Here is a 25,713-nt window from a genome sequence, read left to right as displayed (position 1 = left end):
CTCCCTGCGGTGGGGCGCGCGGCGTGAGTCGACCCGGCCGGAGTGAGTGGCCGCTCACGAGTCGTCCCGGAACTCGAACCTGGCGCCCCCCGTCGGGCTCTCGGTCACCGTCACCGTCCACTCGTAGACGTCGGCCAACTCGGCGACGAACGCCAGCCCCAACCCGGTGCCGCCGGTGTCGGAGGCGGTTGTGTACCCCACCTCGAACACCGTCTCGCGCTCCCCGGCCGGGATTCCCTCGCCGTCGTCGGCGACGTAGAACCCGTCCGGGAGATCGCCGACCGTGACGGTAACGTCGGCCCCACCGTGCTCGACGGCGTTCTCGAACAGGTTCCGAAACAGGTGACTGATGTACGTCTCGTCGGCCTCGATCGTCTTTTCGAGCGCCACGTCGACGGTCGCGTCCCGGGTCTGGGCTTCGGCCCACGCCTCCCGGGCGACCGCTTCGAGATGGATCGTCGCGTCGCCGCTGACGGCGTCGCGGCCCCGCGTCAACACGAGCATCACGTCGATCATATCCTCGATCCGGTCGAACGCCTCGGTGACGTACTCCACGGCCGTGGGGTCTGGGTCCGTCGACAACTGCTGGGTGTAGATCTGGCCGATGGTGACCGGGTTCCGGAGTTCGTGGGCGAGCATGCTCGCGAAGCTTTCGAGTCGCTCGTTTTGGGCCCGGAGTCGCTGTTCGCGCTCTTTGCGCTCGGAGATGTCCCGGACGATGCCGGCCCGAGCGTCCGTGTCGGTGTCGTACCGGTACGGGCCGAACCGACTCTCGACCGGGATCGTTCCGCCGTCTCTGGTCGGGAACTCCACCTCCACCGTCACGCTCCCGAGACCGTCGGCGACCTGCTCGCTCAGCTCGGCGGCCTCCCTGCTGACTCGCTCGCTGTGGACCACCGACGCGTGGCGGCCAAGCAGTTCCTGTCGGTCGTACCCCGTCAGCTCGCAGAACGCCTCGTTGACCAGGACGAACCGCTCGTCGGCGTCGAGCGCGAAGACGCCGTCGTCGGCCGTCTCGATGATGGTCTCGTAGCGTTCGAGCTGTTGTTCGCGCTCGTAGCGCCGAATGGCGCTCGTCAGGATGTTCGCCATGCTCTGGACGAACTGGACGTCGTGGTCGGCGTACGACTGGCGGTCGGTGTCGTGGGTTCCCAGAATCCCCCACGGCTCGTCGTAGGACCCGACCACGGTGCTGATCCCTCCCTGAACGTCGTGGTCGGTCAGGAGCGCCGGGCCGCTGAATCGGTCTTCGCTCGCGAGGTCCTCGACCACCACCGGTTCCTCCGCGATGAGGGTGTACCCGGCCTGTGAGGACCGGTCGTCCGCGACCGTCGCCTCCCCGACGATGCCCTCGCGCCACCCGACGCCGTTTCGCAACCGGAGTTCGTCGGCCTCGGGGAGCAGTTCCAGCACCTTGCAGTAGTCGTGATCGAGGACGTCGGCGACGCGTTCGACCGCCTCGTCGAACAGTTCGTCGAGCGACCGATCTTCGAGCGCGTGCTGGGAGAACTCCGCGAGCGCCCGCTGTTGCTGGACGCGGTTCTGAAGCTCTCGCTCGCGGGCTTTCCGGTCGCTGACGTCCCGGACGGTACCGACGCGTTCGTCGGCGTCGTCGGTCGACCGAAGCACCCACGTCGCCTCCACCGGGATGCGATCGCCGTCCGCGGCTTCGAGCGTGCACTCGACGCTCGCCGACGAGCGGTCCCCGGTTCTCATCTCGGCCTCCAGTTGGGCCACCCCGTCCCAGACGTCGTCGGTGATGGTTCGGGCCGACGTGCCGAGGAGGTCCTCGCGGTCGTCCCCGATCAGTTCGGCGAGCGCGGAGTTCACCATCGTTAACTCGAGGTCGTCGTCGAGGGCGTAGATGCCGTCGTCGACCGTTTCGACGATGGTCTCGTAGCGTTCGAGTTCGCGTTCGCGGGCTTTCAGCTCGGTGATGTCCTGGGACATGCCGAGCGCGGCGAACACCTCGCCGTCGTCGGTGTGGACCGGGACCATCCGGAACTGATGGACGCGGTCGCCGAACGCCGACTGAAAGACGCGTTGCTCGCCGTCGAGCGCGGCCTCGTAGTGCGGGGCGATTTCGTCGACGATCTCGGGCGGCAGGCGCTCGCGGAGCGGTTGGCCCTCGAGGTCCTCGAGGTCGACCCCCGCCGATTCGATCGCGGTGCCGCCGACGGTGACGTACCGGAGTCTCCCGTCTTCGTCGGCGTCGACGAGCGCGACCGCCCCGTTCGGGAAGTGCTCGACGAGGGTCTGGTAGCGATTCCGGGCCTCCTCGAGTCGGGCCTCTCGCTCCTTGCGCTCGGTGATGTCCCGGAAGTAGATCGAGAGCCCGGTCTCGGAGGGGTACGCGCGGGCTTGGACCCACCCGCCGACCTCCGCCGACCGGGTCTCGAACGTGATCGGTCGCTGTGTCTCGATCGCCTCGTGATACCGCTCCCACGCGTCGGAGCCGACCTGTTCCGGGAACGCCTCCCAGAGATTCTTCCCGCGGAGGTCTGCGTCGGGACGGCCGAGGAGGTGCTTGGCGTGGTCGTTGACGTAGGTGACCGTCCAGTCGAGGTCGACCGCGAGCATGCCGTCGGTGATGCGCGTGAACACGTCGTCGAGTTCGAGCTGGAGCTGATCGCGTTGCCGGGCGAGCGCTCGCTCGGTCCGTTTTAGCGCCGTGATGTCCTTGCCGGTGACCACGACGCGTTCGAGGTCGCCGTCGGCGTCGAACAGCGGGGCGGCGTTGAGCGACACCCACCGCCGGTCGCCGTCCGGGGTCTCGTGTTGGATCACCTCCCCTCGGACCGGCTCGCCGGTTTCGAGCACGCGCGAGACGGGGTGGCGCTCGACGGGCAACGAATCGCCGTCCGGATCGTACACGTCGAAGTCGCCGAGCTCGAACGCCGAGAGGTCCGCGTCCTCGAGGCCGAGTTCCCGACGGACCCGGGAGTTCATCCGCTCGACCGACCCGTCGGGCCGGAAGATGGCGAGGCGAATCGGCGCGGTCTCCAGCAGGCGGTCGGTGAGACTCCGCTCCTGAGCGAGCGCCTGCTCGGAGTGTTTCTGGTCGGTGATGTCGTAGTAGAGTTCGATGCGCCCGCCCGCGTACCGGCCGGCGTCGATGGGCTTGCTCCAGTGTTCGAGCCACCGGGGCTCGCGGTCCGCGCCCGGGGTGACCCGACACTCGAAGCACTCGGTGTCCGTGTTGTCGTCGTAGGTCGCGAGAACGGTGTCGGCGAACGCGGTCGCGTCGTCGACGCGGTCCGCGATGGAATCCTCGACGAGCCCGCGTTTGTCGCGACCGACGACGTCCTCGCGGTCGAGTCCGAAGTACCGCTCGGTGGCGTCGTTGATCCGCGCGACCTCGAAGTCCGCGTCGAGGACGAACACGCCGACCCCGGCGCCGTCGAGGACGTCGATCATCGACTCGACCCTCGGAGCAGTGGTCTCGGAGGGGGCGGTCGGCCGAGACGCGTCAGGGCGCCACCAGACGCGGGCACTCGCGCCGACCTTCTTGGTGGCGACGTCGCCACGCTCGGCGAGGGTATCGAGTCGTTTGTACGCGGTCCGCCGCGGAACGTCGAGGGCGTCGGCGACCTCGGTGGTACTGAGGGGTTCTGGTGTGTGTGTCGACTCGCCGAACACCGCCAGTGTCTCGGCGTAGATTCCCTCGGATGGCCCGGGGGCAGACATACCGAGTAGGAGGCGAGCGGAGGCTAAAGGAGTTCCGCCGCCGGCATCGCTCCCGTGTTTGATACGTCCGAGAGAGCCAGTAAGCGCTCTGAATGGTTCGCATCGCCGGCCACCGGTCAGAGACGAACACCGTCGGTAGAGCCGCCTTCTCAGAGCCGATTTCCCTCGGTTTCGAGGCCCCCGCTCCGGCCAGAGGGCACCTACATGGCAAAGAGGTTATGTATAGCGGATGGGAAGTAGCGTCCGAGCACGTATCGGCGCCGATCGAAATCGACCCCGCGAGTCGGCGAACGCCACCGCGTGTCGGCGCCGATGCAGTGCCGAGAGACCCAAACGATGAACCCGAAACAGTTACTCGCAGACGAGACCGGCGTTTCGCCGGTGATCGGCGTCGTCCTGCTGGTCGCCACCACCGCGGTTCTGTCCGCGCTCATCGGGACGTTCGTGCTCGGACTCGGTCAAGACGTCGACCAAACTGCCACCGCGGGGGTCTCCCCGACGGGAGACAGGACGGTGACGCTCGACTCGGTCGGTCCGAACACGGACGGCGTTCGGTGTTCGGACGCCGACGAGACCGGGGACGATCTGGACTCGTCGAACGACCGGTACGACGACGGCGACCGCCCCGGAGCGACCGAGACCGTCGGCGATTCGATCTCCTGTAGTTCGAACGCGAACTCCGTCGTGGCCTTCGGCGACGGAATCGGAGACGCAGTGGTCTACACCTTCGACGGGTAGCGGTTCGCGCTCTCGACGGTGAGTGTGACGCCGCGAGCAGTGCCGGCGTGTTCGTCGCGGTGAGAGCGAAGATAGGCTTCGAAAAGCGGGCGATTGCACCCGACGAGCGTTCTACACCCCACCGACCGTGTTATGTAATGACTCTCAAACTCGTTCGTTTATATAAAACATTCACAATAATAAAGTCAGTATTTTATCTGTCAGTATTGTTTAGAAAATTTCACATATTTTTATCCAAGAGTATGTCGTGCAATGTCCAAAACAGACATCGCAGACTACATCGCACAGAATCCGAGAATGGCCGGCGTCCTCTTTACGATCTGTCTACTTTTGACACAAGCGGGCAACTCGGCGGCCGCGAATCTGGGCTCGACCGCCGGTCCCTGATCACAACTGCTCGACCGAGAGGTCGGTACTCCACCGCAGTTCCCCGTCGAAACGGATCGGAACCTCTTCGAGGCTCAGGAATCGACGCAGTTCGTCTTCCCGCATCGAGAACTCCTCGTCGACCCCCGACGTCAGAAAGTGCGTCTCGTTTTGCTCGATGTAAGGGATTATCAGCGTCCCCATCGCGGTCTGGGCGGTCGGGTACGTCTCCATCCGGAGGGTGAACGCGTCGCCGTCGCGTTCGATCTCACAGAGGTTCGGCGTCCCGCTCTCGGCCTGTGCGATCGAGAGGCCGCCGTCGCCGACCACGATGTACTTGCCCCCGACGATGCTCTCGTTCCGGGCGATGGTGAGCGCCGCCCGAAGCGGAAATCCGGCGTTGAGCAGGCGAGCCATCGTCCGGCCGACCCGGACCGCACCGGTGTTGATCACGTCGCTCAGGGTGACGACGCCGGCGATACTTCCCGCCTCGAGCAGGTGCATCCCCTGTGCGTACGACTGGCAGGCGTTCAGCAAGAACGCGTCCACGCCGACCGAATCGAGCGTCGTCGCGTCGAACTTCCCGTCGGCACACTCGAAGCCGCCGCCGTCGATGTGGCCGATGTAGTGGAGGAAGTCGGTCTGGCGAGCGAGGACGTCGCGGAGTTCGGTCGTGGTCAGATCGTGGTGGACGGTGACGTCGAACGGGAGCGTTTCGCGTGAGCCGTAGCCGGCGTCGACCGCGTCGCGCTCCTCGTTCATCTGTCGGTCGTTGCAGACGACCGTGATCTCGATGTCGCCCTCGGTCGGCGTCCGGTTGAGGTGGTTGCGGAACGCCGCGGTGGTCGCCTTGCTCGCGCCGATGGGCGTTCCGTCGCCGACCCACGTTTGTTCGAGCGAGTCGGCCGACTCCGGTTGGACGTAGGACTCGTCGGTCGGGGTCGTCCGATCGGTGCTCCGGGTGAACTCGGCGGCCTCGTCGGTCGCGCCCGTCCGGAAGAAATCTTCTACGGCCGCCGCTTCCTGTGTCGCGTCTGCGGGCTCGCGCTCTTTCGGGGTGTGAACGACGGCCAGATCCTCGACGACGAACGGTAGCGTTTCGATGCTGGTCGCTACGGGTTCGACGTGGGACGTCAGCTTCCACTCGGGGATCTCGGGTTCGACGACCGAGAACGGGACCGTGAGATACGCCTCCAACTGCTCGGCCGGCGACTGTTCGTACAGTCGCTCGAAATCGAGATCGACTCTCGGTTCGATCGCGCCCCGCTCGTGGAGATCGACCTGATAGTAGCCTTCCGTCCGAGTCAGACAGTCGAGGAAGAACGTCTGTTTCAGGAGCCGTTCGGCCTCGGCTTCCACGCCCCGTTCGGTGTCGAGGGGGTGTTCGAACCCCGTCTCGGTGACGACCCGCGGCCGATCGCCCTCGACCACCGTGGCTCCGAGATAGTAGGCCAGCGGCGCCGCGACGTAGACCGCGCGATACGTCGGCGGGATCTCGATCCGGATTCCGGTGTCGGGGACGGTCAGCTCGTCGGGAATCTCCAGTTGGTCTCCGAGTTCGATCGTCGGCGGATGGCCCCGGAGGGTCGGATACGACCGCTCGCAACTCGTGGTCTTGAGCGCGGAGCCGAACGTCGAGACCGCCGCCATCATATCGGTCGGGTCGGCCGTCGTGGTGACGGTCGCGGCCGGATGCTCGTGGTGCGAGCGCGCGCCGAGCAACACCTCCGTCTCCGAGCCGAACTCGAACTGCATGTGTTCCATGTCCGAGGTAACCGCGAGCGGACCGCTCACGTTCAGATAGAGCTTGATCGGGGCGTTGAGTTCGATGCTGTAGACGCCCTCGTCGAAGGCCTCGTCGGCGAAGTGTTCGGCCTCCGCGAGCATGTCGCCGGTCTGATCCCTGACGTAGACCGGGACGACCGTCGGGAGCGTGAGGCTCTCGGTCGTTATCGCGACACCCGCATCCGCGGGAAACAGAAAGTCGTCGACGTCCACGGGCGTGGGAGCGACCGGGCGGGAGGTCTCGACCGAGTAGCGGTGTCGCTCTATCGAGTCGACGACGGTGACGCCGCAGTCGCCCGCGTCGACTTCGAAAGAGAGCGTGCCGACGGCGGTCTCGTCCGGAGACGCGGAGCGCTCACCTCCCAAACTGTTCATCACACGCGGAATATTTCCGAACCAAATTGAAAAAACCCCGGGTACTGAAATCGGCGGTATCAGTTATCGTGTACCGACGCGTCCGACGAATCGAAACAGCGCCACGTTCCGAAGCCGAGCGGCCGTCGGCGGCGTCCTCGAAAAAAGCGGGCGGTCACTCCTCGGACGCGGCGCGTCCGACGGCGTTGGTCGGACGCTCGACTCGACCCGACCGGCGGGTCAGTCGGTGACCGAGCGGTCGGGCGAGCAGGCCGACGCTGAGACCGGCGATCGCGGCCGCGACGGCCGTCGGATGCGCGAGCGCGAACAGCGCCAGCGGGACGAGCGCGCCGAACCCGACGTACAGGGCGAGGCCGGTCCACGTCCGGGGCGCGCGGTACTCTGGGCGGGCGGTTCGTGTCGATCGGTGCGGATCTCGTTGTTCGTTCATTGGCGGGGTGAGTGGGTGGTAGTCGGCGTGTCTGGCGAACGGGTTCGGAGGCCCCGCCACGGATGTACGCGGTACGTACTTCCCTGACTGGGCGCTGGGTCAACTGTGCTGGTCGTCCATCATGGGGATCGTATCGTACAGGTGTTACAGTGTTAACATTTTCCGACCATTGCTACCAGCCCGCACGGTCTCGGCGGCGAGCCCGGAGAAAGGCGCCGTCCCTCTCCGGGATGCCAACAGATAAGCCGCTACTCGGACCAGTGTGGCGACGTGACTCCGTTCGGCTCCTCCGGACTCTCCGCTCGCGTACGTGCGGTCGCGTCGGATCTCGCGAGCGACGGGCGGGGACGGATTCTGTTCACCATCGCGTTCGGCTGGTTTCTCGGACTCGGGGTCAGGCTCTCGGCGCCGACGCTGGTTCCGTACATCCGCGCGGACTTCGGGATCGGACTCTCGACCGCGGGACTGCTCTTGAGCACGCTCTGGTTCACCTACGCGCTGTTGCAGTTCCCCGGTGGCGTCCTCGGCGACTGGATCGGCGAACGGGCCGTCCTCGTGGCGAGTTCGGCGCTCGCGATCGTGGCGCTCGCGGCCAGCGCGCTCGCGTGGTCGACGCTCGCGCTGTTCGCCGGCTTCGTCCTGCTGGGGTCGGCGACCGGCGTCTACGCGACCACCCGATTCACCTCGCTCGCGGACGTCTATCCCGATCGGACGGCGACGGCGATGGGGGTCAGCTCGGCCGCCGGGAACCTCGGGACCGTCCTCCTGCCGGCCGGGGCGGGCGTCGTGGCCGGCGCCGCGAGTTGGCGGCTCGGGTTCGCGGCCGCGACGCCGCTGTTCGCGCTGGCGGCCGTCGGACTCTGGGTCGCCGTGCCCGCCCGCACCTCCGGCCAAGAGAGCGTGGCCGACGACCTCTCGGCGGACGCCCTCCGGCGGTTCGTCGCCGAAGTCACCGGGCGACAGACCCTCGTGCTCACCGCGGCGATGCTCCTGATGTCGATCGTCTATCAGGGGTTCACGAGCTTCTTCCCGACCTACCTCGTGTCGATAAAGGGGCTCTCGGAGGGCTCGGCGGCGCTCCTCTACAGCGCGTTTTTCGCGTCGGGCATCCTCGTCCAGCCGCTGGCCGGCGTGTTGGCCGACTCGGTCGGCGACAGGCCGACCCTACTCGGGTTCAGCTTCCTGTCGGCGAGCGCGATCGCGCTCCTGCTCGCGACCGACGAGGTCTGGCTGTTGGTGGTACTCGCAGTCCTCGCGAGCGCACAGCTCGGGTTCTGGCCGATCGCGCAGGCGGGCGTGGTCGACAGCCTGCCGACCGAGATGCAGGGGACCGGGTTCGGACTGCTCAGGACCGGGTACCTGTTGCTGGCGGCGACCTCCCCCACGATCGTCGGCGCGCTCGGCGACCGAGGTCGGTTCGACGAGGCGTTCGTGCTGTTGGCGGGATGCGCGCTCGGTAGCGCGCTGATCGGCCTGTTGTTCTGGGACGACGGGTGAGCCGATGCGGTCCCGAGAGCGCGCGCCGAGGCGCGTCGAGTTCGACGAAGACGACGGTTTTCGGGGTGCAGACCCGCCGCGAGTGCGGTGGGCCGAAGGCTCTGGTCCGGTCGCGAGAGCCGGATCGAGTCCCGACTCGCGTTCGACTTGGACGATTCGCCGGAGTTCTGAGGAGTCGCGATCGGTGTACTGTTTTATCTCGATGTCGTCGGGGTCGAGGACGGTGGTTTCGAGCGCGCTCACTCTCTCACCAAATCGCTCAACATAGATTTCGAGATAAGGATCCTCGTAGTCTCTCGCCATCGGTTGATTTTTCTATGGGACGGCTTAGACCCGTTTTAACCAGCCCTAATGCTATCTGTTGGGGGATAATGGGAAACGAAAAGAGCGAATAATATAACCATACGTTTAGGTAGAGAAGTTTTTATATACTCGTGAGCTTAACGCTCACCTAAGCACGTATCATTACAGAGAAGTGTCGGACGTGGGGCGGCTTCGACAGGCTCTCCCCGCCGACGGACCAAAGTACTCGGTCGTTCGGCATAAAATGTGCGGCCACTTCTCAGAGATGATACCGTGCCAAACGAGAAACACAACTCATGAACTTCAAAACACTACTCACGGACGACGACGCGGTGAGCCCGGTGATCGGGGTCATCCTGATGGTCGCCATCACGGTGATTCTGGCCGCCGTCATCGGCACGTTCGTGCTCGGCCTCGGCGAGAACGTCAACCAGAACGCCTCAGCAGGCGTTTCGGCGGCTAGTGGCACCAACGAAGTCACGCTTAATTCACTTGGCCCCAGTACGACTGGAATCAAATGCTCGGCCGTAGATGGTCCCGGTGACTCTGGTTGGGCAACTAAACACACTACTCAAGTCGGTCAGACCATCACTTGCAGTGGTAGTTCCAACTCCGTGGTAGCCTACAATGTCGATGGGAACGCTCAAAACGCTACCGTCTTCACCTTCGGTAGTTAGTTAAAACTTACACCCGGCACAAAGGTCACCGTACGCCCTTTTTAATTTCTGTTCTCCTCGACCAGCGTCCGCACCGAAGCCCGCTTCTCGCCGACCGTCGCGCCGACGAGCGCACCGATACCGGCCGCGGTGCTCGCGGCGTTCCTGCTGATTACCCCGCCCACGGCACCGCCGACCGCGGCGCCGACGGCCGCGTACTTGGCCCGGTTCATCGTTCGGATGAGACGATTGCGCATGATCGTAGTTCGACGAGTACGCAGATAAATGTATCCGACGACACGACCGTACGGTAGACGAGCTATGTCACCGACCGTCGACGACCTCCGAAACGAGATCCGACGCAGTGTGGGACGACACGACCGAATCGAGTCGACCGCGTTCACCAAAGAGGCCCTCGCGGCGATCTGTGACGCCGTGGGCCACGAGATCGACGGGAATCGGTTGCCGTCGAAGTCCCGAATGCGGGCCGGGATTCTCCGGGCGCTCGGCGAGTCCGACGAAGCCGATCCGACGGAGGCCGACCGCCCGTTCCGGAAGGCCGAACTCGAAGCGATCGCGAGCGCGCTCCGCGAGGAGTAGCGGCGCCGACCCGCCGAGAGCTTCCGCGTGGCGTCGTCGCGCCGGCGAGCGGGGTCCGGTCTGGGTACCGCGAGCCCGGCCCGCCGCCTCAGTCGTCGCCTTTGACGCCCGGGTTCGTCACCGCGCCCTCGGCGGCCGACCCGAACGTCGCGCCGTACTTCGCCAAGACGCCGTCGTCGTAGGCGGGCTCGGGCTCCTCGCGGGCGTCGAGCCGGGACTCGATCTCCGCGTCGGTGAGATCGGCCGCGAGCGTCCGGTCGGCGATGTCGACGACGACGTGGTCGCCGTCCTCCAGGGCACCGATCGGGCCGCCGACGTACGACTCGGGGGCGACGTGGCCGATCATCGGCCCCCGGGTCGCGCCCGAGAACCGGCCGTCGGTCAACAGCGCCACGTCGTCCTCGTGGCCAGCGCCGACGACGGCGGCGGTGACGCCGAGCATCTCGCGCATCCCCGGGCCGCCCTGCGGGCCCTCGTTGCGGATGACGATGACGTCGCCCGACTCGATCCGGCCTTCCTGGACGTACGCCATCGCGTCTTCCTCGGACTCGAACACCCGGGCGGGGCCCTCGTGGTGGAAGTTGTCCTCGCCGGTCACCTTCAGCACCGCGCCGTCGGGCGCGAGGTTGCCGGTCAGGATCTTGATCGCGCCCTCCTCGTGGAACGGATCCTCGACCGGCCGGACGAAGTCGGCGTCGATCTCGTCGTCGTCGGGGAGGTCGAGCTCCGCGAGCTCCTCGGAGATCGTGCGACCCGTGATCGTCTCGGCGTCGCCGTCGAACAGGCCCGCCTCGACGAGCCGCCGGATCACGACCGGGACCCCGCCCTGTTCGTAGAGGTCGTACATCACGCGCTCGCCGCCGGGCTGGAGGTTGGCGATCTTCGGGGTTCGGCGCGAGATCTCGTCGAACTCCGCGATGTCCAACTCGACGCCGGCCTCGGCCGCGAGCGCGAGCAGGTGGAGGACGCCGTTGGTCGAGCCGCCGATCGCGACCTGGAGGGCGATTGCGTTCTCGAACGAGCGCTTGTCGAGGATGTCGGAGGGCCGGCGGTCTTCCTCGATGGCCTCGACCGCGAGGTCGCCCGCGCGCTCGGCGACGTCGTAGCGCTCGTCGAACTCGGCGGGCGCGCCCGCGCTCCCGAGGGGCGCGAGCCCGAGCGCCTCCGAGATCGACGCCATCGTGTTCGCGGTGAACATCCCGCCACACGAGCCCGCGCCGGGACAGGCGTGGCGTTCGAGGTCGTCGAGTTCGTCTTCGGACATCTCGCCCTGCGCGACCGCGCCGACCCCCTCGAAGACGTTCTGGACGGTGACCTCCCGGCCGTCGTGCTCGCCGGGCATGATCGAGCCGCCGTAGAGGAACACCGACGGGAGGTCGGTCCGGATCGCGGCCATCATCATCCCCGGGAGGTTCTTGTCACAGCCGGCGACGGTCACGAGGCCGTCGACGCGCTCGCCGAACGCGACCAGTTCGACGGAGTCGGCGATGACCTCCCGGGAGATGAGCGAGGCTCGCATCCCCTCGGTTCCCATCGAGATGGCGTCGGAGATGGTGATGGTCCCGAACTCGATGGGCATCCCGCCCGACTCGTCGACGCCGTCGTAGGCGGCCTCGGCGACGTCGTCGAGGTGGACGTTACACGGGGTCACGTCGGCCGCGGGGTTGGCCACCGCGACCATCGGCGAGGAGAGATCGTCGTCGTCGTAGCCCATCGCGCGGAACATCGCCCGATGCGGGGCGCGGTCCGGGCCCTCGGTGACTTCGCTGCTCCGGAGATCAGCCGGTTTCTCGGACATACGCGACGGTGAGCCCGGAGCGGCTTAAGTTGTCGTGCTCGGACAATCGTTGCTGTCGAATCCGACGGCGGTCGGTCGCCCGGACGCGGCGGGGTCGCCGGCCCGCCGACCGCCGACGAGTCAGCGATATTCCAGAAGGGGAACATACTTTTCGAGCGGCCGTCGAAGCACACGCATGGACCGGACGGTCGCCGTCGCGCACTACCCCGAGGGAGCGGGCCACGCGACGCGGATGCTCGGGGTCGCGCAGGCGCTCGAAGACGCGGGTGTCGAGGTCGTGCTCGCCGGCGGCGGTCCCGGTTCGCGCTTCATCGAGTGCAACGGCTACGAGGTGTTCCGGGCCGCCCCGGTCGACTACATCGGCGACTATCAGGAGGGATCGCTCGGCCGCGTTTTGACCAAAAGCCTGCCGTACAGCGCCAAGCGAGTCGTCGACCTCGTGGGGTGGCTTCGCCGCGAGGAGCCCGCCGCGCTGGTCACCGACGACATGTTCGGAGCGATGGCGGCCTCGCTGACCGGGACGCCCGTGTACGTCGTGACCCACAACGCCGCCTCCTACTACGACGCCGCGGTCGAGCAGGTGTTCACCTGGCTGTTGAACCGCTATCAGCTCTCGGTCGCCGAGTCGTTTCTCTACCCCGCGGTGTGGCCTCCCGACGAGGGCGACCCGCCGGGGGTCGAGCACGTCCCGCCGATCGCGCTCGACCCCACCGACTCCTCGGGGCCGGACGTCGACGTTGGCGTGCTGGTCGTCCCGAGCGTCTACTCGACGAACTTCGACGTGCTCGCCGAGACCCTCCGGACCGAGGGCCGGGACGTGACGCTCGTCGGCACCGACGCCTGGGAGGCGGTCCCCGCGCTCCTCCCCTGGATTCGGGCCGCCGACGTGGTGGTGTGTTCGGGCTACTCGACGGTGATGGAGGCGGCGGTCGGCGGGACGCCCTGCGTGGTCTACCCGTTCACCGACGAACAGCACGGCGTCACCCGGGTGCTCGAACGCCGGGGCGTCCGGGGCTTTCAGGTCGAACACTCGATCGCCCACGTCGCCCGGGCGGTCCGCCACCCGCCGGACTCGCCGAGCCACGACAACGGCGTCGACCGGGTCGCCGACCACGTCGTCGATCGGCTGGCCTGACAGTTTTGCCACTGTCGGAACCGGGAACCCGACGCCCCCGTAATCGGTGGTATGGTGCGCGTCTCGGTCGGGGGTCGGCTCCACTTTGGCTTCCAGAACCTCTCGCTGGCTCACGAGCGTCTCTACGGCTCGCTCGGGGTCGCGCTCGAGAGCCCGCGAGCGGTCGTGACCGCCGAGCCCGCCGACCGCGTCGACTGCGACCACCCGACCGCCCGCGAGTACGCCGCGCGCGCCGTCGACCTGCTCGACGCGCCCGGGGCGTCGGTGACCGTCGAGGAGACTCTTCCCCGTCACGTCGGACTCGGGAGCGGGACCCAACTCGCACTCGCGGTCCTCGCGGCGGTCGCGACCGCCACCGGTACCGAGCCCCGGGTCCGCGAGCGAGCGCCCCGGCTCGGACGGGGCGGCCGGTCGGGCGTCGGGGTGGCGGCGTTCGAGTCGGGCGGGTTCGTCCTCGACACCGGCCACCCGACCGAGCGGTTCACCGCCGACCGCCCGCCCCGCGGCGAGTGGTCGGTGCCGGCGGTCGCGGCCCGCCGCCCCGTGCCCGACGACTGGCGGTTCGTGCTCGCGCTCCCGGACGCCGAGCCGGGTCGGAACGGGGACGACGAGGACGACAGCATGCGCTCGGTGGTCGAGCGCGCCGACCCGGCCGTCGCCGATCGGATCGCCGCGCTCGTGAGCCGGCGGGTCCTCCCCGCGATCGCGGAGGGCGACCGCGCGGCGTTCGGCGCGGCGGTCGCGGAGGTCGGCCGACTCAACGGCGCGTGGTACGCCGACGAGCAGGGCGGCGTCTACCGCCCGCCGGTCGGCGAGGTGGTCGCGAGACTCGACGAGTCGCCGGCGATCGCAGGCGCGGGCCAGTCGTCGTGGGGCCCGGCGGTGTACGGGGTCACGGCGCGAGATCGCTCGGAGCCCGCCCGCGAGGTCGCCCGCGAGGCGCTCGCGGCCGCGGGCGTCGACGGCGAGGTGCTGGTCGCCGAACCCCGAAACCGCGGCGCCCGGATCGGCGATCGGTAGGCCCGACAGACGAAAGACCCAAGCGCCCCGGCCGAGACGACCCGAGACGAGCGCATGGATCGAATCCCCTTCGGCGTCTCCCGGCTCGACTCGATCATCGGCGGCGGCGCACCGCCCGGAAGCGTGGTCCTGCTGGCGGGCGAGACCGGCGCGGGGGCCCGCGAGTTCCTCTACACCAGCGCGGCGATCAACGGGCTGGCCCACACCGACGACGAGCAGTTCGACCTCCACTACGGCGACGTCGACGACCGGGCCGCGGTCCCCGAGGAGATCCACTACGTCTCGTTCACCGCCAGCGGCGACGAACTCCGCCGGGAAGTCGAGTACACGATGGACGAGGAGATCGTCGAGTCGGCCCTCGATGCGGTCACGTTCGCCGACTTCAGCCAGGAGTACTTCCAGCTGTCGCCGATCCCCCGGGAGTGGTACACCCGCCGGACCCAGACCATCACCGACCTCGGACAGGGGAGCGAGCGCCGGGGCGTGCTGGAGGCGGTCGGCGAGCATCTCAACCGCAACGCCGCCAACAACCTCGTCGTGATCGACTCGCTGACCGACCTGACTCGCGCGCCCGAGGAACATCTCGGCTGGAGCGACGTGACCCTGCTGATGAAGGGCCTCCAGAAGGCCTCGCGGGCGTGGAGCGGGCTCATCCTCGTGTTGGTGAACCAGGACGCGCTCACCGACGTCGAGATGGGCGACCTGATGGGCGCGACCGACGGCACCATCGCCTTCGAGTGGGAGACCGGCGGGAGCGAGCGCGACCGAGTGATGTACGTTCGGGAGTTTCGCGGCGTGCTCTCGCGGCTCGAAGCCGAGGACGTGATCCGCTTCGAGACCGAGATCCACGAGGCCGGGTTCGACATCAGCAACGTCCGGAAGATCCGATAGCGCCGGTGGGCTCGCCGCGAGTCGGGAAACATACTTAGGGGTGGTCTCGAAACGGCCTCGCATGGCACGCGAACGGCGAACGGAGGCGGAACGATGAGCATCGTCGGCGGCACGCTCGGCAAGGTCGCGGCCGTGCTCGCGGCCGGGCTGGTCGTCACGGCCGTCGGGGTCGGCGCGGCGCTGACGACCGGCGTCGTGAGCCCCGAGGCGCCGACCGTCGAATCGATCGACAACCAGTGGGGCGAGGTGACCGACGAGACGACCGGCGTCGAGACCCGGGTCGTCGTGAACAACCCCAACGGCGTGGGGATACCGGGCGTCGCGGGCGTCTCCTACGACGTGGCGATGAACGACGTGACCGTCGCGTCGGGGGCCAGCGGCGCGGTCAGCCTCTCGTCGGGCCAGAACGAACTGGTCCTCCGGACCGACATCGACAACCGGAAGATCCCCGAGTGGTGGGCGAGCCACATCAACGACGGCGAGCAGACCACGGTCTCGATCAGACCGTCGGTGAACGCGCCGCTTTTCTCCACCGAGTTGGACGCCCAAGAGCGGACCTTCTCGACGGACCTGCTCGCGGCGTTCGACAGCGACTCGGCCGAGTCGGTGGAAGCCGGCGGCCGGACGCTCCTGACCGTCGAGGAGACCGACGCCTCGTGGGGAACGGCGACGACCGACGAGACCCCGCTCCGGTTCTCGGGCACCGTCACCAACCCCAACGGCGAGCCCATCGAGTTCGGGACGATCGGATACACCGTCTCGATGAACGACGTGACCGTCGCCGAGGGCACGACGGGCGAGCGCGTCGAGATCGGCGCCAACGAGACCGAGACCATCCGGATACAGTCGGTGCTCGACAACCGGAAGCTCGACGAGTGGTGGGTCAGCCACGTCCGCAACGACGAGCAGACCACCCTCGCGGTCGAGGCGTTCGCGGAGGTCGAGACCGACGACGGCACCGAACGGATCCCGCTGTCGTTCATGAGCAAGCGCGTCGCCTTCGAGACCGACATCCTCGGCGGCGGCGAGGCGACGGCCCGCGAACTCGACGCCGGCGCCGACACCGACTTCGCGGCCCCGACCGTCGAGTCGGTAGAGCGCGGGTGGACGAACACCGAGGCCGGCACGCGGTTCGGGACGACCGTGGTCGTCGACAACCCCAACGGCGCGAACGGGACGCTCGGCGAGGTCGCGCTCGACGCGAACTACCGGGTGTCGCTCAACGACGTGGCCCTCATCGAGGACCGCAAGCGAGCCACGCTCACCGAGGGGCGCAACGAGATCAGCTTCGAGAGCGCAGTCGGCGACGACACCGTCAAGCGGTGGTGGCTGAGTCACGTCACGCGCGGCGAGCGGACCGAGCTGACGACCGCGGCCGACGTGACCGCAGACGTCGGATTCGCCGCGGTCCCCGTCGACGTGCCCGAGCGCTCGACCGCGTTCGAGACCGACCTCCTCGGCGGCTTCGACGGCAGCGAGGAGCGCGTCGAGATCCGGGGCAGACACACCGCCACGCTCGAAAACATGGACGCCCAGTGGGGCGAACCCACGATGAACGCCACGCCGATGGCGATCGCCGGCGACGTGACAAACGAGCGGACCGGCCCGATGACCGTCGAGACGTTCGGCTACGAGATCCGGATGAACGACGTGGTGCTGGCCGACAACGAGAGCGCCGTCGGAACGACCATCCCGGGCGGGACCACTCGCGAGGTCTCGACCACCGGCTACCTCGACACCGACCAGATTCCCGAGTGGTGGGTCAGCCACCTCGAAAACGGCGAGCGGTCGGCGCTGTCGGTTTCGTACTACGTCGTGGTCGAGTACGCCGGCCAGACGTTCACCGTCGAACTCGACTCGATGAGCTACGAGGACACCGTCGAGACGAACGCCTTCGGGGAGTAGCGCGGCCGATCGCCGGACGCCCACCGAAGCGAGCGCCGTCCGGACGGCGGCGAACGCCCCGGGAGAGGATTTTTCTTCGCGCGCCCCCGAGTGCCGACATGGACTGGGCGGAACTCTTCGAGCGTGGGGCGACCCACCGGACAGACGTGGCGGCGATACGCGACCGACTCGCGGCCCGCCGGGCCACCGAGGAGGGCGGCGATGGCCGAGCGTGAGACCGACCCCGCCCGGATCGTCGCCGACGCCGACGTGCTGGCGGCCGACCTGCTCGTCGGCGGGGCGGCCCGGGAGGCGCTGGACGCGGTCCGGGCCCACTCGTGGGTGAAACTGGTCGCAAGCGACCCCCTGCTCGACGACGCGGAGGCCGTCGTCGCGGCGCTCGCCGACGAGGACCTCGCCCGGGCGTGGCGCGACCGCATCGAGGACCTCCGGGTGGCGGTCGACCACCCGCCGGGCGACCACCCCGCGCTGGCGAGCGCGTATCGGGGCGGAGCGGCCCACCTGTTGAGCTACGACGACGACCTGCGGAACGCGAAGGCCGGGGCCGAGCTCGGCTCGCGACTCGACGTCTCGGTGAAGACGCCGGCGGGGTTCGCGGGACTGTTCGACGCCGCGAGCCTCTACGAGGCGGTCGAGGGCGGGGAGTACCCCGGTCCGGACACCGACGCCCGGGGGTGAAAAATCAGTCGTCGGTCGCGACCCCGACCGGCTTCCACGCGCCCTAACCGTGGGTTACGTCGCCCCTCGGTGAAAGCCGACACTCGTCTCGGTCCTCGGGCCCGGCGACGCCGGGCTCACCACCGGATGACGTTGCTCTCGAGGTCTCGGGGGTAGTAGGTGATCTGCTCGACGCCGTCCTCGGTGATGAGGATGGTGTCCGAGTGGCGGTAGCCCGCCTCGCCCGGGAGGTAGATGCCGGGCTCGATGGAGTAGGCGTGGCCCGGGCGCATGACCTCCTCGCTCCCGCGGTCGATGAACTCCCGCTCGTGGGCCTCCATCCCGAGGTTGTGACCCGTGTGGTGTTGGGCGTACTCCAGCACGCCCTGCTCGTCGAGGTAGTCGTGGACCTTCTGGTCGACGCGCGAACACCGGACGCCCGGACCGCTCTCTTCGATGCCGATCGTCTGGGCCTCCAGCATCAGTTCGAAGTAGTGGGCCTGCTCGTCGGTGGGATCGCCGACGAACATCGTGCGTTCGAGTTCGCTCTTGTAGCCGCCGACGTTCGCGCTCGCGCCGGTCACGAGCACGTCGCCTTCCTCCAGCCGGCGGTTCTCGGTCAGGCCGTGGGGGAGCGCGGAGTTCTCCCCCGAGAGGAACCCACAGCTGGCGGGGAACCCGCCCCGGAGGTGCGAGTCGTACCGGTCGCCGAGGGTGTCGAGCATCGCCATCGAGGCGTCGAGGCTGGCGCGCTTGGCGACCCAGAGCTCGTGGGCGCCGGGTTCGGCGTACTCGGCCAGCTTCCGGTGGGCGAGGTTCCCCCACTTCGCCGAGTGGCGCATGAGGTCGAACTCGGCCTCGGATTTCTCCTTTCGGAGCTCGGGGATCCAGTCGACGGTCTCGACCGAGACGGCCGCGAGTTCGTCGAGCGCGGGCCCGGAGTAGCCCCAGAACCCCGGCGCGCCGTTGGCGTCGGCCGCGACGGTCTCGACGCCGAGGTCGTCGAGCATCGCGGCGATGGTCGCCTCGGGCGTCCGGCTCGGGTGCTCGTAGTAGGTCCCTTCGCCGTCGCCGGGGTAGTCGTAGTAGGTGTAGACCGACTCGACGGCGGGGAACTCGTCGCTGTCCGCGCGGTCGGCTTCGAGCCGCGGCACCGTCACCGCCACCGCGTCCTGAGTGACCGCGAGACACACCGGCCGTTCGGTCTGGAGGTGGTGAAAGCCCGAGAGCCACTCGATGTCCGTCGCCGAGAACAGACACAGCGCGTCGTAGTCGTTCGCCGCGAGCTCGTCGCGGACGACCGCGATTCGCGCTTCGAACTCTTCGGTGGGCAGTGTTGTCAGTACCATACCTGAAGCTGTCGACGGGTCATAATAAGTCTGGGCCAACGGGAAATCTACACGCCCGGGCGCGATCAGAAAACCCGGCGAGCGCGCAGGGCCGATGGGTTGGCGCGCACCGTCAGTCGTAGTGGTGACACGCACAGACGTGGCCGTCGCCGACCGCGTCGAGTTCCGGATCCGACGTCTCACAGACGTCGCCGATGTACTCCTGACACCGGGTGTGGAACCGACAGCCCGACGGGGGATCTTCCGGGCTCGGGACGCTCCCGTCGAGGATGATCCGGTCGTCCATCCGCTCGGCGTTCGCCCGCGGAACGCCCGAGAGGAGCGCCCGGGTGTAGGGGTGTTTGGGGGTCTCGAACAGCCGATCGGCGGGCGCGACCTCCGCGAGTTCGCCGAGGTACATCACCGCCACCCGGTCGCAGATGTGTTTGATGACGCTGAGATCGTGGGAGATGAACAGATAGGTCAGATTGTACTTCTCCTGGAGGTCCTCCATCAGGTTCAGGATCTTCGCCTGCACGCTCACGTCGAGCGCGCTGGTCGGCTCGTCGGCGACGATGAGGCTCGGGTTCACGCTGAGCGCGCGCGCGATGGCGATGCGCTGTTGCTGGCCGCCCGAGAACTCGTGTGGCGCTCGCGTGAGGTGGTTCTCCTGGAGGTCGACCTCCTCGATGAGCTCGTACAGCCGGTTCTGTCGCTTCGTCTTGTCCCAGTCGGTCAGCGACCGCATCGGCTCGGTGATGAGGTCGGCGACGTTCATCCGGGGGTTGAGGCTCGACCCCGGGTCCTGGAAGATGATCTGCATGTCCCGGCGGAGCTGGCGGAGCCGCTTGCGCGAGACGTCGGTGATGTCCTCGCCGTCGAAGTAGATCCGGCCGCCGGTCGGGTCGAGTAGCCGCATCATCGTCTTGCCGAGCGTCGACTTCCCACAGCCCGACTCGCCGACCAGCCCGAGCGTCTCGCCGCGTCGGATCTCGAAGCTCACGCCGTCGACCGCCTTCACGTCGGCGGTGTGGCGCTTCAGGATCCCCGACCGGATCGGGAAGTACTTCTGGACCTCCTCGGCCGCGAGGAGCGCGTCTGTGCTCTCGGCGTCCTGAGTTCGTTGGAGACTCATTGATCCTCAACTCCCTGTATCTGCCACGGCGGTTCGGCGTCGCTCTCGTCGGTGTAGTAGTGGCACGCGACCTCGTGGTCCCGGATCCCCTCGGGTTCGGCGAGTTGGGGGTCGATCTCGTCGCACTCCGAGCCGATGTAGTCGGGACACCGGCTGGCGAACCGACACCCCGTGGGCGGGTCGATGAGTTCGGGGACGGTCCCTTCGATCGTCGGCAGTCGTTGGACCGACGTCTCCAGCGACGGGATGCTCTCGGCCAGTTTCCGCGTGTACGGGTGGAGCGGGGCCTCGAACAGCTCGCGCATCGAACACGTCTCGACGACGTTGCCGGCGTACATCACCGCCATCCGGTCGGCGATCTCGCTGATGACCGCGAGGTCGTGGCTGATGATCAGGACGCTCATCTCGAACTCCTCGCGCAGGTCCCGCAGGAGGTCCATGATCTGGGCCTGAATCGTCACGTCAAGGGCGGTCGTCGGCTCGTCGGCGATGAGGAGCTTCGGCTCGGTGATGAGCGCCATCGCGATGACCACCCGCTGGCGCATCCCGCCGCTGAGCGCGTCGGGGTACTCGTCCATGAGCCGCTCGGCGTCGGCCAGTCCGCAGGCCTCCAGCATCTCGATCGCCTTCTGGCGGGCGGCCGCCTTCGAGATGTCGCGGTGGGCCAACAGCGGCTCGGTCAGCTGGTGACCGATCGTCAACACCGGGTTGAGCGACGACATCGGGTCCTGATAGATCATCGTGATGTCGTCGCCCCGGATGCCGTCGAGTTCGTCGTCCGAGAGGTCGAGGAGCTCGCGGCCGTCGTACCGGATCGACCCCGACACCACCTCTGCGGGCGGGGACTGCAACAGTCCCATCGTCGAGAAGGCGGTCACGCTCTTCCCACAGCCGCTCTCGCCGATGACGCCGACCACCTCGTCGCGCTCGACCGTCAGCGAGACGCCGTCGAGCGCCTCGACGGTGCCTTCTTCGGTGTGGAAGTGGACGTGCAGGTCGTCGATTTCGAGTAGTGGGTCCGTCACGTTATCTCACCTGCCTCGGGTCGAGTGCGTCTCTGAGCCCGTCGCCGAGCCCGTTGAAGCCGATGACCGTGAGCATGATCGCCAGCCCCGGGAACGTCGCGATCCACCACGCGGAGTCGATGTCCCCGCGACCCGCCGCGAGGATCGCGCCCCACTCGGGCTTCGGGGGCTGGACGCCCATCCCCAGGAACGAGAGTCCCGCGCTCCACAGGATGACCGTCGGGATGGTCAGGGTCGCGTAGACGATGATGCTCGACGCCGCGTTCGGCAGGACGTACCGCGTGATGACTCGGAAGTCGCTGAGCCCGGCGGCGTTGGCCGATTCGATGTACTCTTCTTCCATCACGCTCTTGACGTCGCCCCGGACCAGCCTGGCGAACCCGCGCCAGCCCACCAGGCTGACCGCGACTATCAGCGGAAACAGACCACCCCCGAGCATCCCGGCGATGGCCAGCGCGAGGACGATCGCCGGGATAGAGAGGCTGATGTCCACGAGCCGCATGATTCCGGCCTCGGTCCAGCCGCCGTAGTAGCCCGCGAGGAGCCCGAGCGAGACGCCGATCAGCATCTCGATGCCGACGATGACGACGCCGAGGAACACCGCGTACCGCGAGCCGAACACCACTCGGGAGAACACGTCCCGGCCGTAGGTGTCGGTCCCGAACGGGTGTTCGAGGCTCGGAGGCTCCTTCAGCGCGTCGTAGTTCTGTTCGGTCGGCTCGTAGGGCGCTATCCACGGGGCGAACGCCGCGGTGACCAGCAACGCCACCACCACGACGAGCCCGAAGACCGCGAAGCGATTCTGCATGACGCGACGGAGGACAGTCCGCGCGCGGGCGAGCTGTCCGGTGGCGACGCGAGACCCTTGACCGCCCTTCGGGGTCCCATCGCCCTCGTCGTCGTCGCTGTCTGAGTGTCCTACTGACATGTTAATCGTACTTGATTCTGGGGTCGAAGTAGCTGTACGCCACGTCCACTGCGAGGTTGGCGGCGATGACGATGACCGCGTACACCAGGACCGTCCCCTGGACCACGGGGTAGTCGCGGCTCAACACCGCGTTTACGAGGAGCCGCCCCATCCCCGGCCACGCGAACACCGTCTCGATGATGACCGCCCCCGAGAAGATGAGCGGGATCTGGAGCCCGATGAGCGTGATGATCGGTATCATCGCGTTTTTCATCGCGTGGGTGTAGATGACCGCGCGGTCGCCGATTCCCTTCCCGCGGGCGGTGCGGATGTAGTCCTCGTTGAGTATCTCCAGCATCGACGACCGGGTCATCCGCGTGAGCAGTCCCGCCCGCCGGGTACCGGTCGCGATCGCCGGGAGCGCGAGCGACATCAGCCACGTCGCGGTGAACACCGGGGTGGCCCGCCCCGAGATGGGGAAGATGCTCCAGTTGACCGAGAACAACAGGATCAGGATGAGCGCGAGCCAGAACGACGGCATCGATATCCAGAAGATGGCGAACACCATCGAGAGGGAGTCGACCCAGGTGTACTGCTTGACCGCGCTTATCACCCCCAGCGGGAGCGCGATGATGAGCGTCAACGCCATCGACGCTATCGCTAACTCTAGGGTCGCCGGTAACCGCTCCATTATCATCTCCGAGACGGGGCGTTGAGACCGGACCGACGTTCCGAGATCGCCCTGCGCGGCGCCGGCAAGCCAGTCGAGGTACCTGACGTGGGGCGGGTCGTTCAGCCCCATCTCGGCTTCGAGTTCCTCGATCGCCTCGGGGTTCGCGTTCTGACCGAGCGCTATCTGTGCCGGGTTCCCCGGCGAGAGGTAGACGACCGACGAGATGACCAGCGTCACGCCGATCAGAACGGGGATCATGACGAGTAACCGTCGGACTACGTACTGAAACACGGTTGGAAAGTATCGATATCGGGGTGGGTGTTGATCTCAGGCGTCGAACTCGAGGCGGTTCAGCCACTCCTGGTCCGGCCACCACTCGTGTTCGGTCCAGTTGTCGATGCCTTCGATGTCGCTCTTGTACCCGTACACCTTGTTGAACGCACAGATTGGCGCGACGGGGACTTCTTCGAGCACGAGTTCCTGAGCGTCGACCATCGCCTCATCGCGCTTCTCGGCGTCGGGGTGGGTCTTTCCGGTCTTGAGGAGTTCGTCGAACTCGTCGTTTTGCCACAGCGAGTAGTTCGTGCCGCCCTCGGTCGCGGTGTTCTCGCCCTTCAGGATCGGTTCGAGCGCGTTGGTCGCCCAGTTGCCACCGTACGCCATCGTCGTCAGGTGGTGGTTGCCCGATTCGAGGTTGTTGTAGAGGGTGCCGGCTTCGAGCACTTCGAGGTTGGCGTTGATGCCGACCTCGCCGAGCATCGGCGCGACGACCTTCCCCATCTGTGCGTACCGCGGGATGGTGAACGCGTAGAAGGTGAGCTCCAGGTCCTCGCCGTTCTTCGAGCGGGTTTCGCCTTCGGAGCTGTTGGTCCAGCCTGCCTCCTCGAGGAGCGAGCGGGCTTTCTCGGGGTCGTACTGCTCGCCGAGCTCCTTCGAGCGGTCCTCGCTGAGCCCGTTGACCGCGATCGACGGGACGATGCTCCAGATGGGATACCCCTCGCCGCCGAGGGCCGCGTCGATGACCGGCTGTTTCTGAATCGCGTGGTTGATCGCCCGGCGGACCCGGACGTCGTCGGTCGGCTCCTTCTGGACGTTCATCGCCAGATAGCCCGGTCGCGTGTACTCCTTGCGGAGGAGCTCGGTGTTGTTCGAGCTCTCGACCTGTTCGACGTCGCTGAGCGTGACGTACGACGAACCGTGGACGTCGCCGTTAGTGAGCTCTTGGAGGAGCGTCGTCGCCTCGGGCAGCAGCCGGAACTCGAACGCGTCGGCCTTCCCGGGCCCCTGGTTCTCGGCGAACTCCGGCCCCCAGTCGTACTCTTCGAACTTCGTGACGGTGACCCCGGTACCGCGCTCCCAGGTGTCGAACTGATACGGGCCGGTGCCGACCGCGGTGGCCTGTCCGTAGTCGTCGCCGTGTTCCTCGACCGCCGCCTTCGAGACGAACGCGGTGGACCAGTTGGTGAGATACCGCGGGAGAAGCGGGTACGAGTCCTCCATGGTGATCGTCAGCTCGTAGTCGCCGGTCGCCTCGATGGTGTCGACCGGACCGAGAAGATACGAGTTCGGCGAGTTCTCGAGGAACCGCTCGTAGCTCCACTTTGCGATTTCGGCGTCGAAGGTCGATCCGTCGTGGAAGGTGACGCCTTCTTCGAGCTGGAAGGTGAACTCGGTCGCGTCGTCGTTGCGCGAGTAGTCGCTCGCGAGGTGCGGGACCGGTTCGGTGTCCTCGTCGAGTCGGAACAGCGTCTCGTTGATGGCCGAGACGATCGTGTTCTCGGGCCGACGCGTCGCGGAGTGGACGTCGAGCGTCGAGGCCTTGCTGCTCATCCCGACGACGAACGTCGACGGGTCCCCGCCGTCGCCGCCGTCCGCCCCTTCGGTCTCGGTTTCTTCGTCGGACGTGGTCGTCTCCCCGTCCTCGTTCGATCCGCCGCCACTCGTACAGCCGGCTAACGTGCCGCCGACGCCCGTTGCACCGACGTACTTCAGGTAGTCGCGCCGGTCGAGCCAAGCGTGGTTGTCATCTCCAGTCATACAGCTTGAGTCGGTGTTTATATCGAACATAAATAAACATTTGCCTATCGTCTCCGTGAGAATGTGGGCCAGACCGACGTTAAATTTTAATAAATTATCCGTATTCAAAGCAGTCCTCGTGATACAACGATCGTAGTAAAATTTCGTCATCCCAGAAATGTCAGTCCGACGGTAGTGTGCGCGCGAAAGCCAACGACTTTAGTTCGCGGCGCCCGGACATCGGGCCATCGCACGCTACGCACCGACGCCGACGGTCGCCCGACGAATCGACGCGGGCCGGAGCGACCGAGCGGACCCGGAGTTCCGGAGAGACAGCTAACGATGGGATACTCGAGCGTTCAGGACTTCGTCGACAAGCCGACGATCGTCCGGCTCTACCGGTTCGTCCTCGTTGGATCGGGGGCCGCACTCGTCCAGACGGGACTCCTCTGGGTGCTGGTCGAGTTCGCGGGGCTCAACTATCTGGTCGCGGCGACGCTCTCGATCGAGACCACCATCCTCCTCCAGTACGTCGTCAACAACGCCTGGACGTTCCAGCACGCCCAGCACACCTCCCGGGTCCAGTATCTAGTGGGGCTTGTCCGGACGAACATCGTCCGTGGGACCGCGATCCCCCTGCAGGTCGGACTCCTCTACGCGTTCGTGACGTGGGGCGGGCTCATGTACCTGCTCGGCAACGGCATCGCGATCTTCCTCAGCGGCATCTACCGGTACTACCTCGACTCGCGGTGGACGTGGAAGATCCAGATGTGAGCCGACGGGCGC

22 protein-coding genes are annotated in these 25,713 nt (G+C 67.1%); 11 read left to right on the top strand and 11 right to left on the bottom strand.

What is annotated here, in order from left to right:
• Positions 1 to 54 precede the first annotated feature (54 nt).
• Positions 55 to 3,687 (bottom strand): PAS domain S-box protein, encoded by a 3,633-nt coding sequence (locus EPY72_RS13690; protein WP_135806784.1) that lies wholly within the window; start codon positions 3,685 to 3,687, stop codon positions 55 to 57.
• Positions 3,688 to 4,023: 336 nt separating this feature from the next.
• Between EPY72_RS13690 and EPY72_RS13685 the strand changes: the two genes are divergently transcribed.
• Complete coding sequence (locus EPY72_RS13685; RefSeq protein ID WP_135806783.1) at positions 4,024 to 4,425, top strand: type IV pilin domain-containing protein; 402 nt, start codon at positions 4,024 to 4,026, stop codon at positions 4,423 to 4,425.
• 252 nt (positions 4,426 to 4,677) lie between these two features.
• Positions 4,678 to 4,812: a DUF7503 family protein gene (locus EPY72_RS20175; RefSeq protein WP_280633727.1), complete on the top strand. Its 135-nt coding sequence runs from the start codon at positions 4,678 to 4,680 to the stop codon at positions 4,810 to 4,812.
• Here the strand turns inward: EPY72_RS20175 and EPY72_RS13680 are convergent, their stop codons facing one another.
• Both EPY72_RS13680 and EPY72_RS13675 read right to left on the bottom strand, forming a co-directional pair.
• Positions 4,813 to 6,951: a hypothetical protein gene (locus EPY72_RS13680; protein WP_135806782.1), complete on the bottom strand. Its 2,139-nt coding sequence runs from the start codon at positions 6,949 to 6,951 to the stop codon at positions 4,813 to 4,815.
• A gap of 154 nt (positions 6,952 to 7,105) precedes the next feature.
• Positions 7,106 to 7,381, bottom strand: coding sequence for a hypothetical protein (locus EPY72_RS13675; protein ID WP_134671688.1), 276 nt, complete (start codon positions 7,379 to 7,381; stop codon positions 7,106 to 7,108).
• Between the two features lie 270 nt (positions 7,382 to 7,651).
• Here EPY72_RS13675 and EPY72_RS13670 point away from each other — a divergent pair, with 270 nt between their 5' ends.
• Both EPY72_RS13670 and EPY72_RS19835 read left to right on the top strand, forming a co-directional pair.
• On the top strand, positions 7,652 to 8,878 hold the full coding sequence (locus EPY72_RS13670; protein WP_168216044.1) for an MFS transporter: 1,227 nt from the start codon (positions 7,652 to 7,654) through the stop codon (positions 8,876 to 8,878).
• A gap of 599 nt (positions 8,879 to 9,477) precedes the next feature.
• Entirely contained in the window at positions 9,478 to 9,858 is a 381-nt protein-coding gene (locus EPY72_RS19835; RefSeq protein WP_135806780.1) for a type IV pilin domain-containing protein, read from the top strand.
• A 41-nt stretch (positions 9,859 to 9,899) separates the two neighbouring features.
• Here EPY72_RS19835 and EPY72_RS13660 read toward each other — a convergent pair whose 3' ends face one another.
• Entirely contained in the window at positions 9,900 to 10,094 is a 195-nt protein-coding gene (locus EPY72_RS13660) for a glycine zipper 2TM domain-containing protein (RefSeq protein ID WP_134671685.1), read from the bottom strand.
• Positions 10,095 to 10,158: 64 nt separating this feature from the next.
• Between EPY72_RS13660 and EPY72_RS13655 the strand changes: the two genes are divergently transcribed.
• Complete coding sequence (locus EPY72_RS13655) at positions 10,159 to 10,437, top strand: hypothetical protein (RefSeq protein WP_134671684.1); 279 nt, start codon at positions 10,159 to 10,161, stop codon at positions 10,435 to 10,437.
• An 88-nt stretch (positions 10,438 to 10,525) separates the two neighbouring features.
• On the opposite strand, the gene ilvD is transcribed toward EPY72_RS13655, so the two are convergent.
• Positions 10,526 to 12,235, bottom strand: a complete 1,710-nt coding sequence (gene ilvD / locus EPY72_RS13650; protein WP_134671683.1) for a dihydroxy-acid dehydratase — start codon at positions 12,233 to 12,235, stop codon at positions 10,526 to 10,528.
• A gap of 175 nt (positions 12,236 to 12,410) precedes the next feature.
• On the opposite strand from ilvD, the gene EPY72_RS13645 reads away from it, so the two are divergent.
• The 5 genes from EPY72_RS13645 to EPY72_RS13625 all read left to right on the top strand — a co-directional run bounded on the left by EPY72_RS13645 (position 12,411) and on the right by EPY72_RS13625 (position 17,864).
• Positions 12,411 to 13,370: a glycosyltransferase gene (locus EPY72_RS13645; protein ID WP_135806779.1), complete on the top strand. Its 960-nt coding sequence runs from the start codon at positions 12,411 to 12,413 to the stop codon at positions 13,368 to 13,370.
• A gap of 51 nt (positions 13,371 to 13,421) precedes the next feature.
• Positions 13,422 to 14,390: a beta-ribofuranosylaminobenzene 5'-phosphate synthase family protein gene (locus EPY72_RS13640; RefSeq protein ID WP_135806778.1), complete on the top strand. Its 969-nt coding sequence runs from the start codon at positions 13,422 to 13,424 to the stop codon at positions 14,388 to 14,390.
• 54 nt (positions 14,391 to 14,444) lie between these two features.
• Complete coding sequence (locus tag EPY72_RS13635) at positions 14,445 to 15,281, top strand: RAD55 family ATPase (protein ID WP_134671680.1); 837 nt, start codon at positions 14,445 to 14,447, stop codon at positions 15,279 to 15,281.
• A gap of 93 nt (positions 15,282 to 15,374) precedes the next feature.
• Positions 15,375 to 17,186 (top strand): LEA/WHy family protein, encoded by a 1,812-nt coding sequence (locus tag EPY72_RS13630; protein WP_135806777.1) that lies wholly within the window; start codon positions 15,375 to 15,377, stop codon positions 17,184 to 17,186.
• A 201-nt stretch (positions 17,187 to 17,387) separates the two neighbouring features.
• The gene (locus tag EPY72_RS13625; protein WP_135806776.1) at positions 17,388 to 17,864 is read left to right on the top strand and encodes a DUF7384 family protein; all 477 of its coding nucleotides are present in this window, start codon (positions 17,388 to 17,390) and stop codon (positions 17,862 to 17,864) included.
• 116 nt (positions 17,865 to 17,980) lie between these two features.
• Here the strand turns inward: EPY72_RS13625 and EPY72_RS13620 are convergent, their stop codons facing one another.
• The 6 genes from EPY72_RS13620 to EPY72_RS13595 form a co-directional block, all read right to left on the bottom strand.
• Positions 17,981 to 19,192 (bottom strand): M24 family metallopeptidase, encoded by a 1,212-nt coding sequence (locus EPY72_RS13620; protein ID WP_135806775.1) that lies wholly within the window; start codon positions 19,190 to 19,192, stop codon positions 17,981 to 17,983.
• 112 nt (positions 19,193 to 19,304) lie between these two features.
• Positions 19,305 to 20,306 carry an ABC transporter ATP-binding protein gene (locus EPY72_RS13615; protein ID WP_134671436.1) on the bottom strand — a complete coding sequence of 334 codons (1,002 nt, stop codon included), beginning with the start codon at positions 20,304 to 20,306 and terminating at the stop codon, positions 19,305 to 19,307.
• Positions 20,303 to 21,331 carry an ABC transporter ATP-binding protein gene (locus tag EPY72_RS13610; protein ID WP_134671435.1) on the bottom strand — a complete coding sequence of 343 codons (1,029 nt, stop codon included), beginning with the start codon at positions 21,329 to 21,331 and terminating at the stop codon, positions 20,303 to 20,305. Before EPY72_RS13610 ends, EPY72_RS13615 begins: the two co-directional genes overlap by 4 nt.
• A 1-nt stretch (position 21,332) precedes the next feature.
• Complete coding sequence (locus EPY72_RS13605) at positions 21,333 to 22,259, bottom strand: ABC transporter permease (RefSeq protein WP_135806774.1); 927 nt, start codon at positions 22,257 to 22,259, stop codon at positions 21,333 to 21,335.
• A gap of 1 nt (position 22,260) precedes the next feature.
• Positions 22,261 to 23,202 (bottom strand): ABC transporter permease, encoded by a 942-nt coding sequence (locus tag EPY72_RS13600; protein ID WP_135806773.1) that lies wholly within the window; start codon positions 23,200 to 23,202, stop codon positions 22,261 to 22,263.
• Between the two features lie 36 nt (positions 23,203 to 23,238).
• Positions 23,239 to 24,948 carry an ABC transporter substrate-binding protein gene (locus EPY72_RS13595; RefSeq protein ID WP_135806772.1) on the bottom strand — a complete coding sequence of 570 codons (1,710 nt, stop codon included), beginning with the start codon at positions 24,946 to 24,948 and terminating at the stop codon, positions 23,239 to 23,241.
• Positions 24,949 to 25,269: 321 nt separating this feature from the next.
• Between EPY72_RS13595 and EPY72_RS13590 the strand changes: the two genes are divergently transcribed.
• Complete coding sequence (locus EPY72_RS13590; RefSeq protein ID WP_135806771.1) at positions 25,270 to 25,701, top strand: GtrA family protein; 432 nt, start codon at positions 25,270 to 25,272, stop codon at positions 25,699 to 25,701.
• Positions 25,702 to 25,713 lie beyond the last annotated feature (12 nt).

The sequence above is a fragment of the Halorussus marinus genome, from assembly GCF_004765795.1.
In the GTDB taxonomy this organism is placed as follows: Archaea; Halobacteriota; Halobacteria; order Halobacteriales; family Haladaptataceae; genus Halorussus; species Halorussus marinus.
This window is presented reverse-complemented; position numbering and strand designations above follow the sequence as displayed.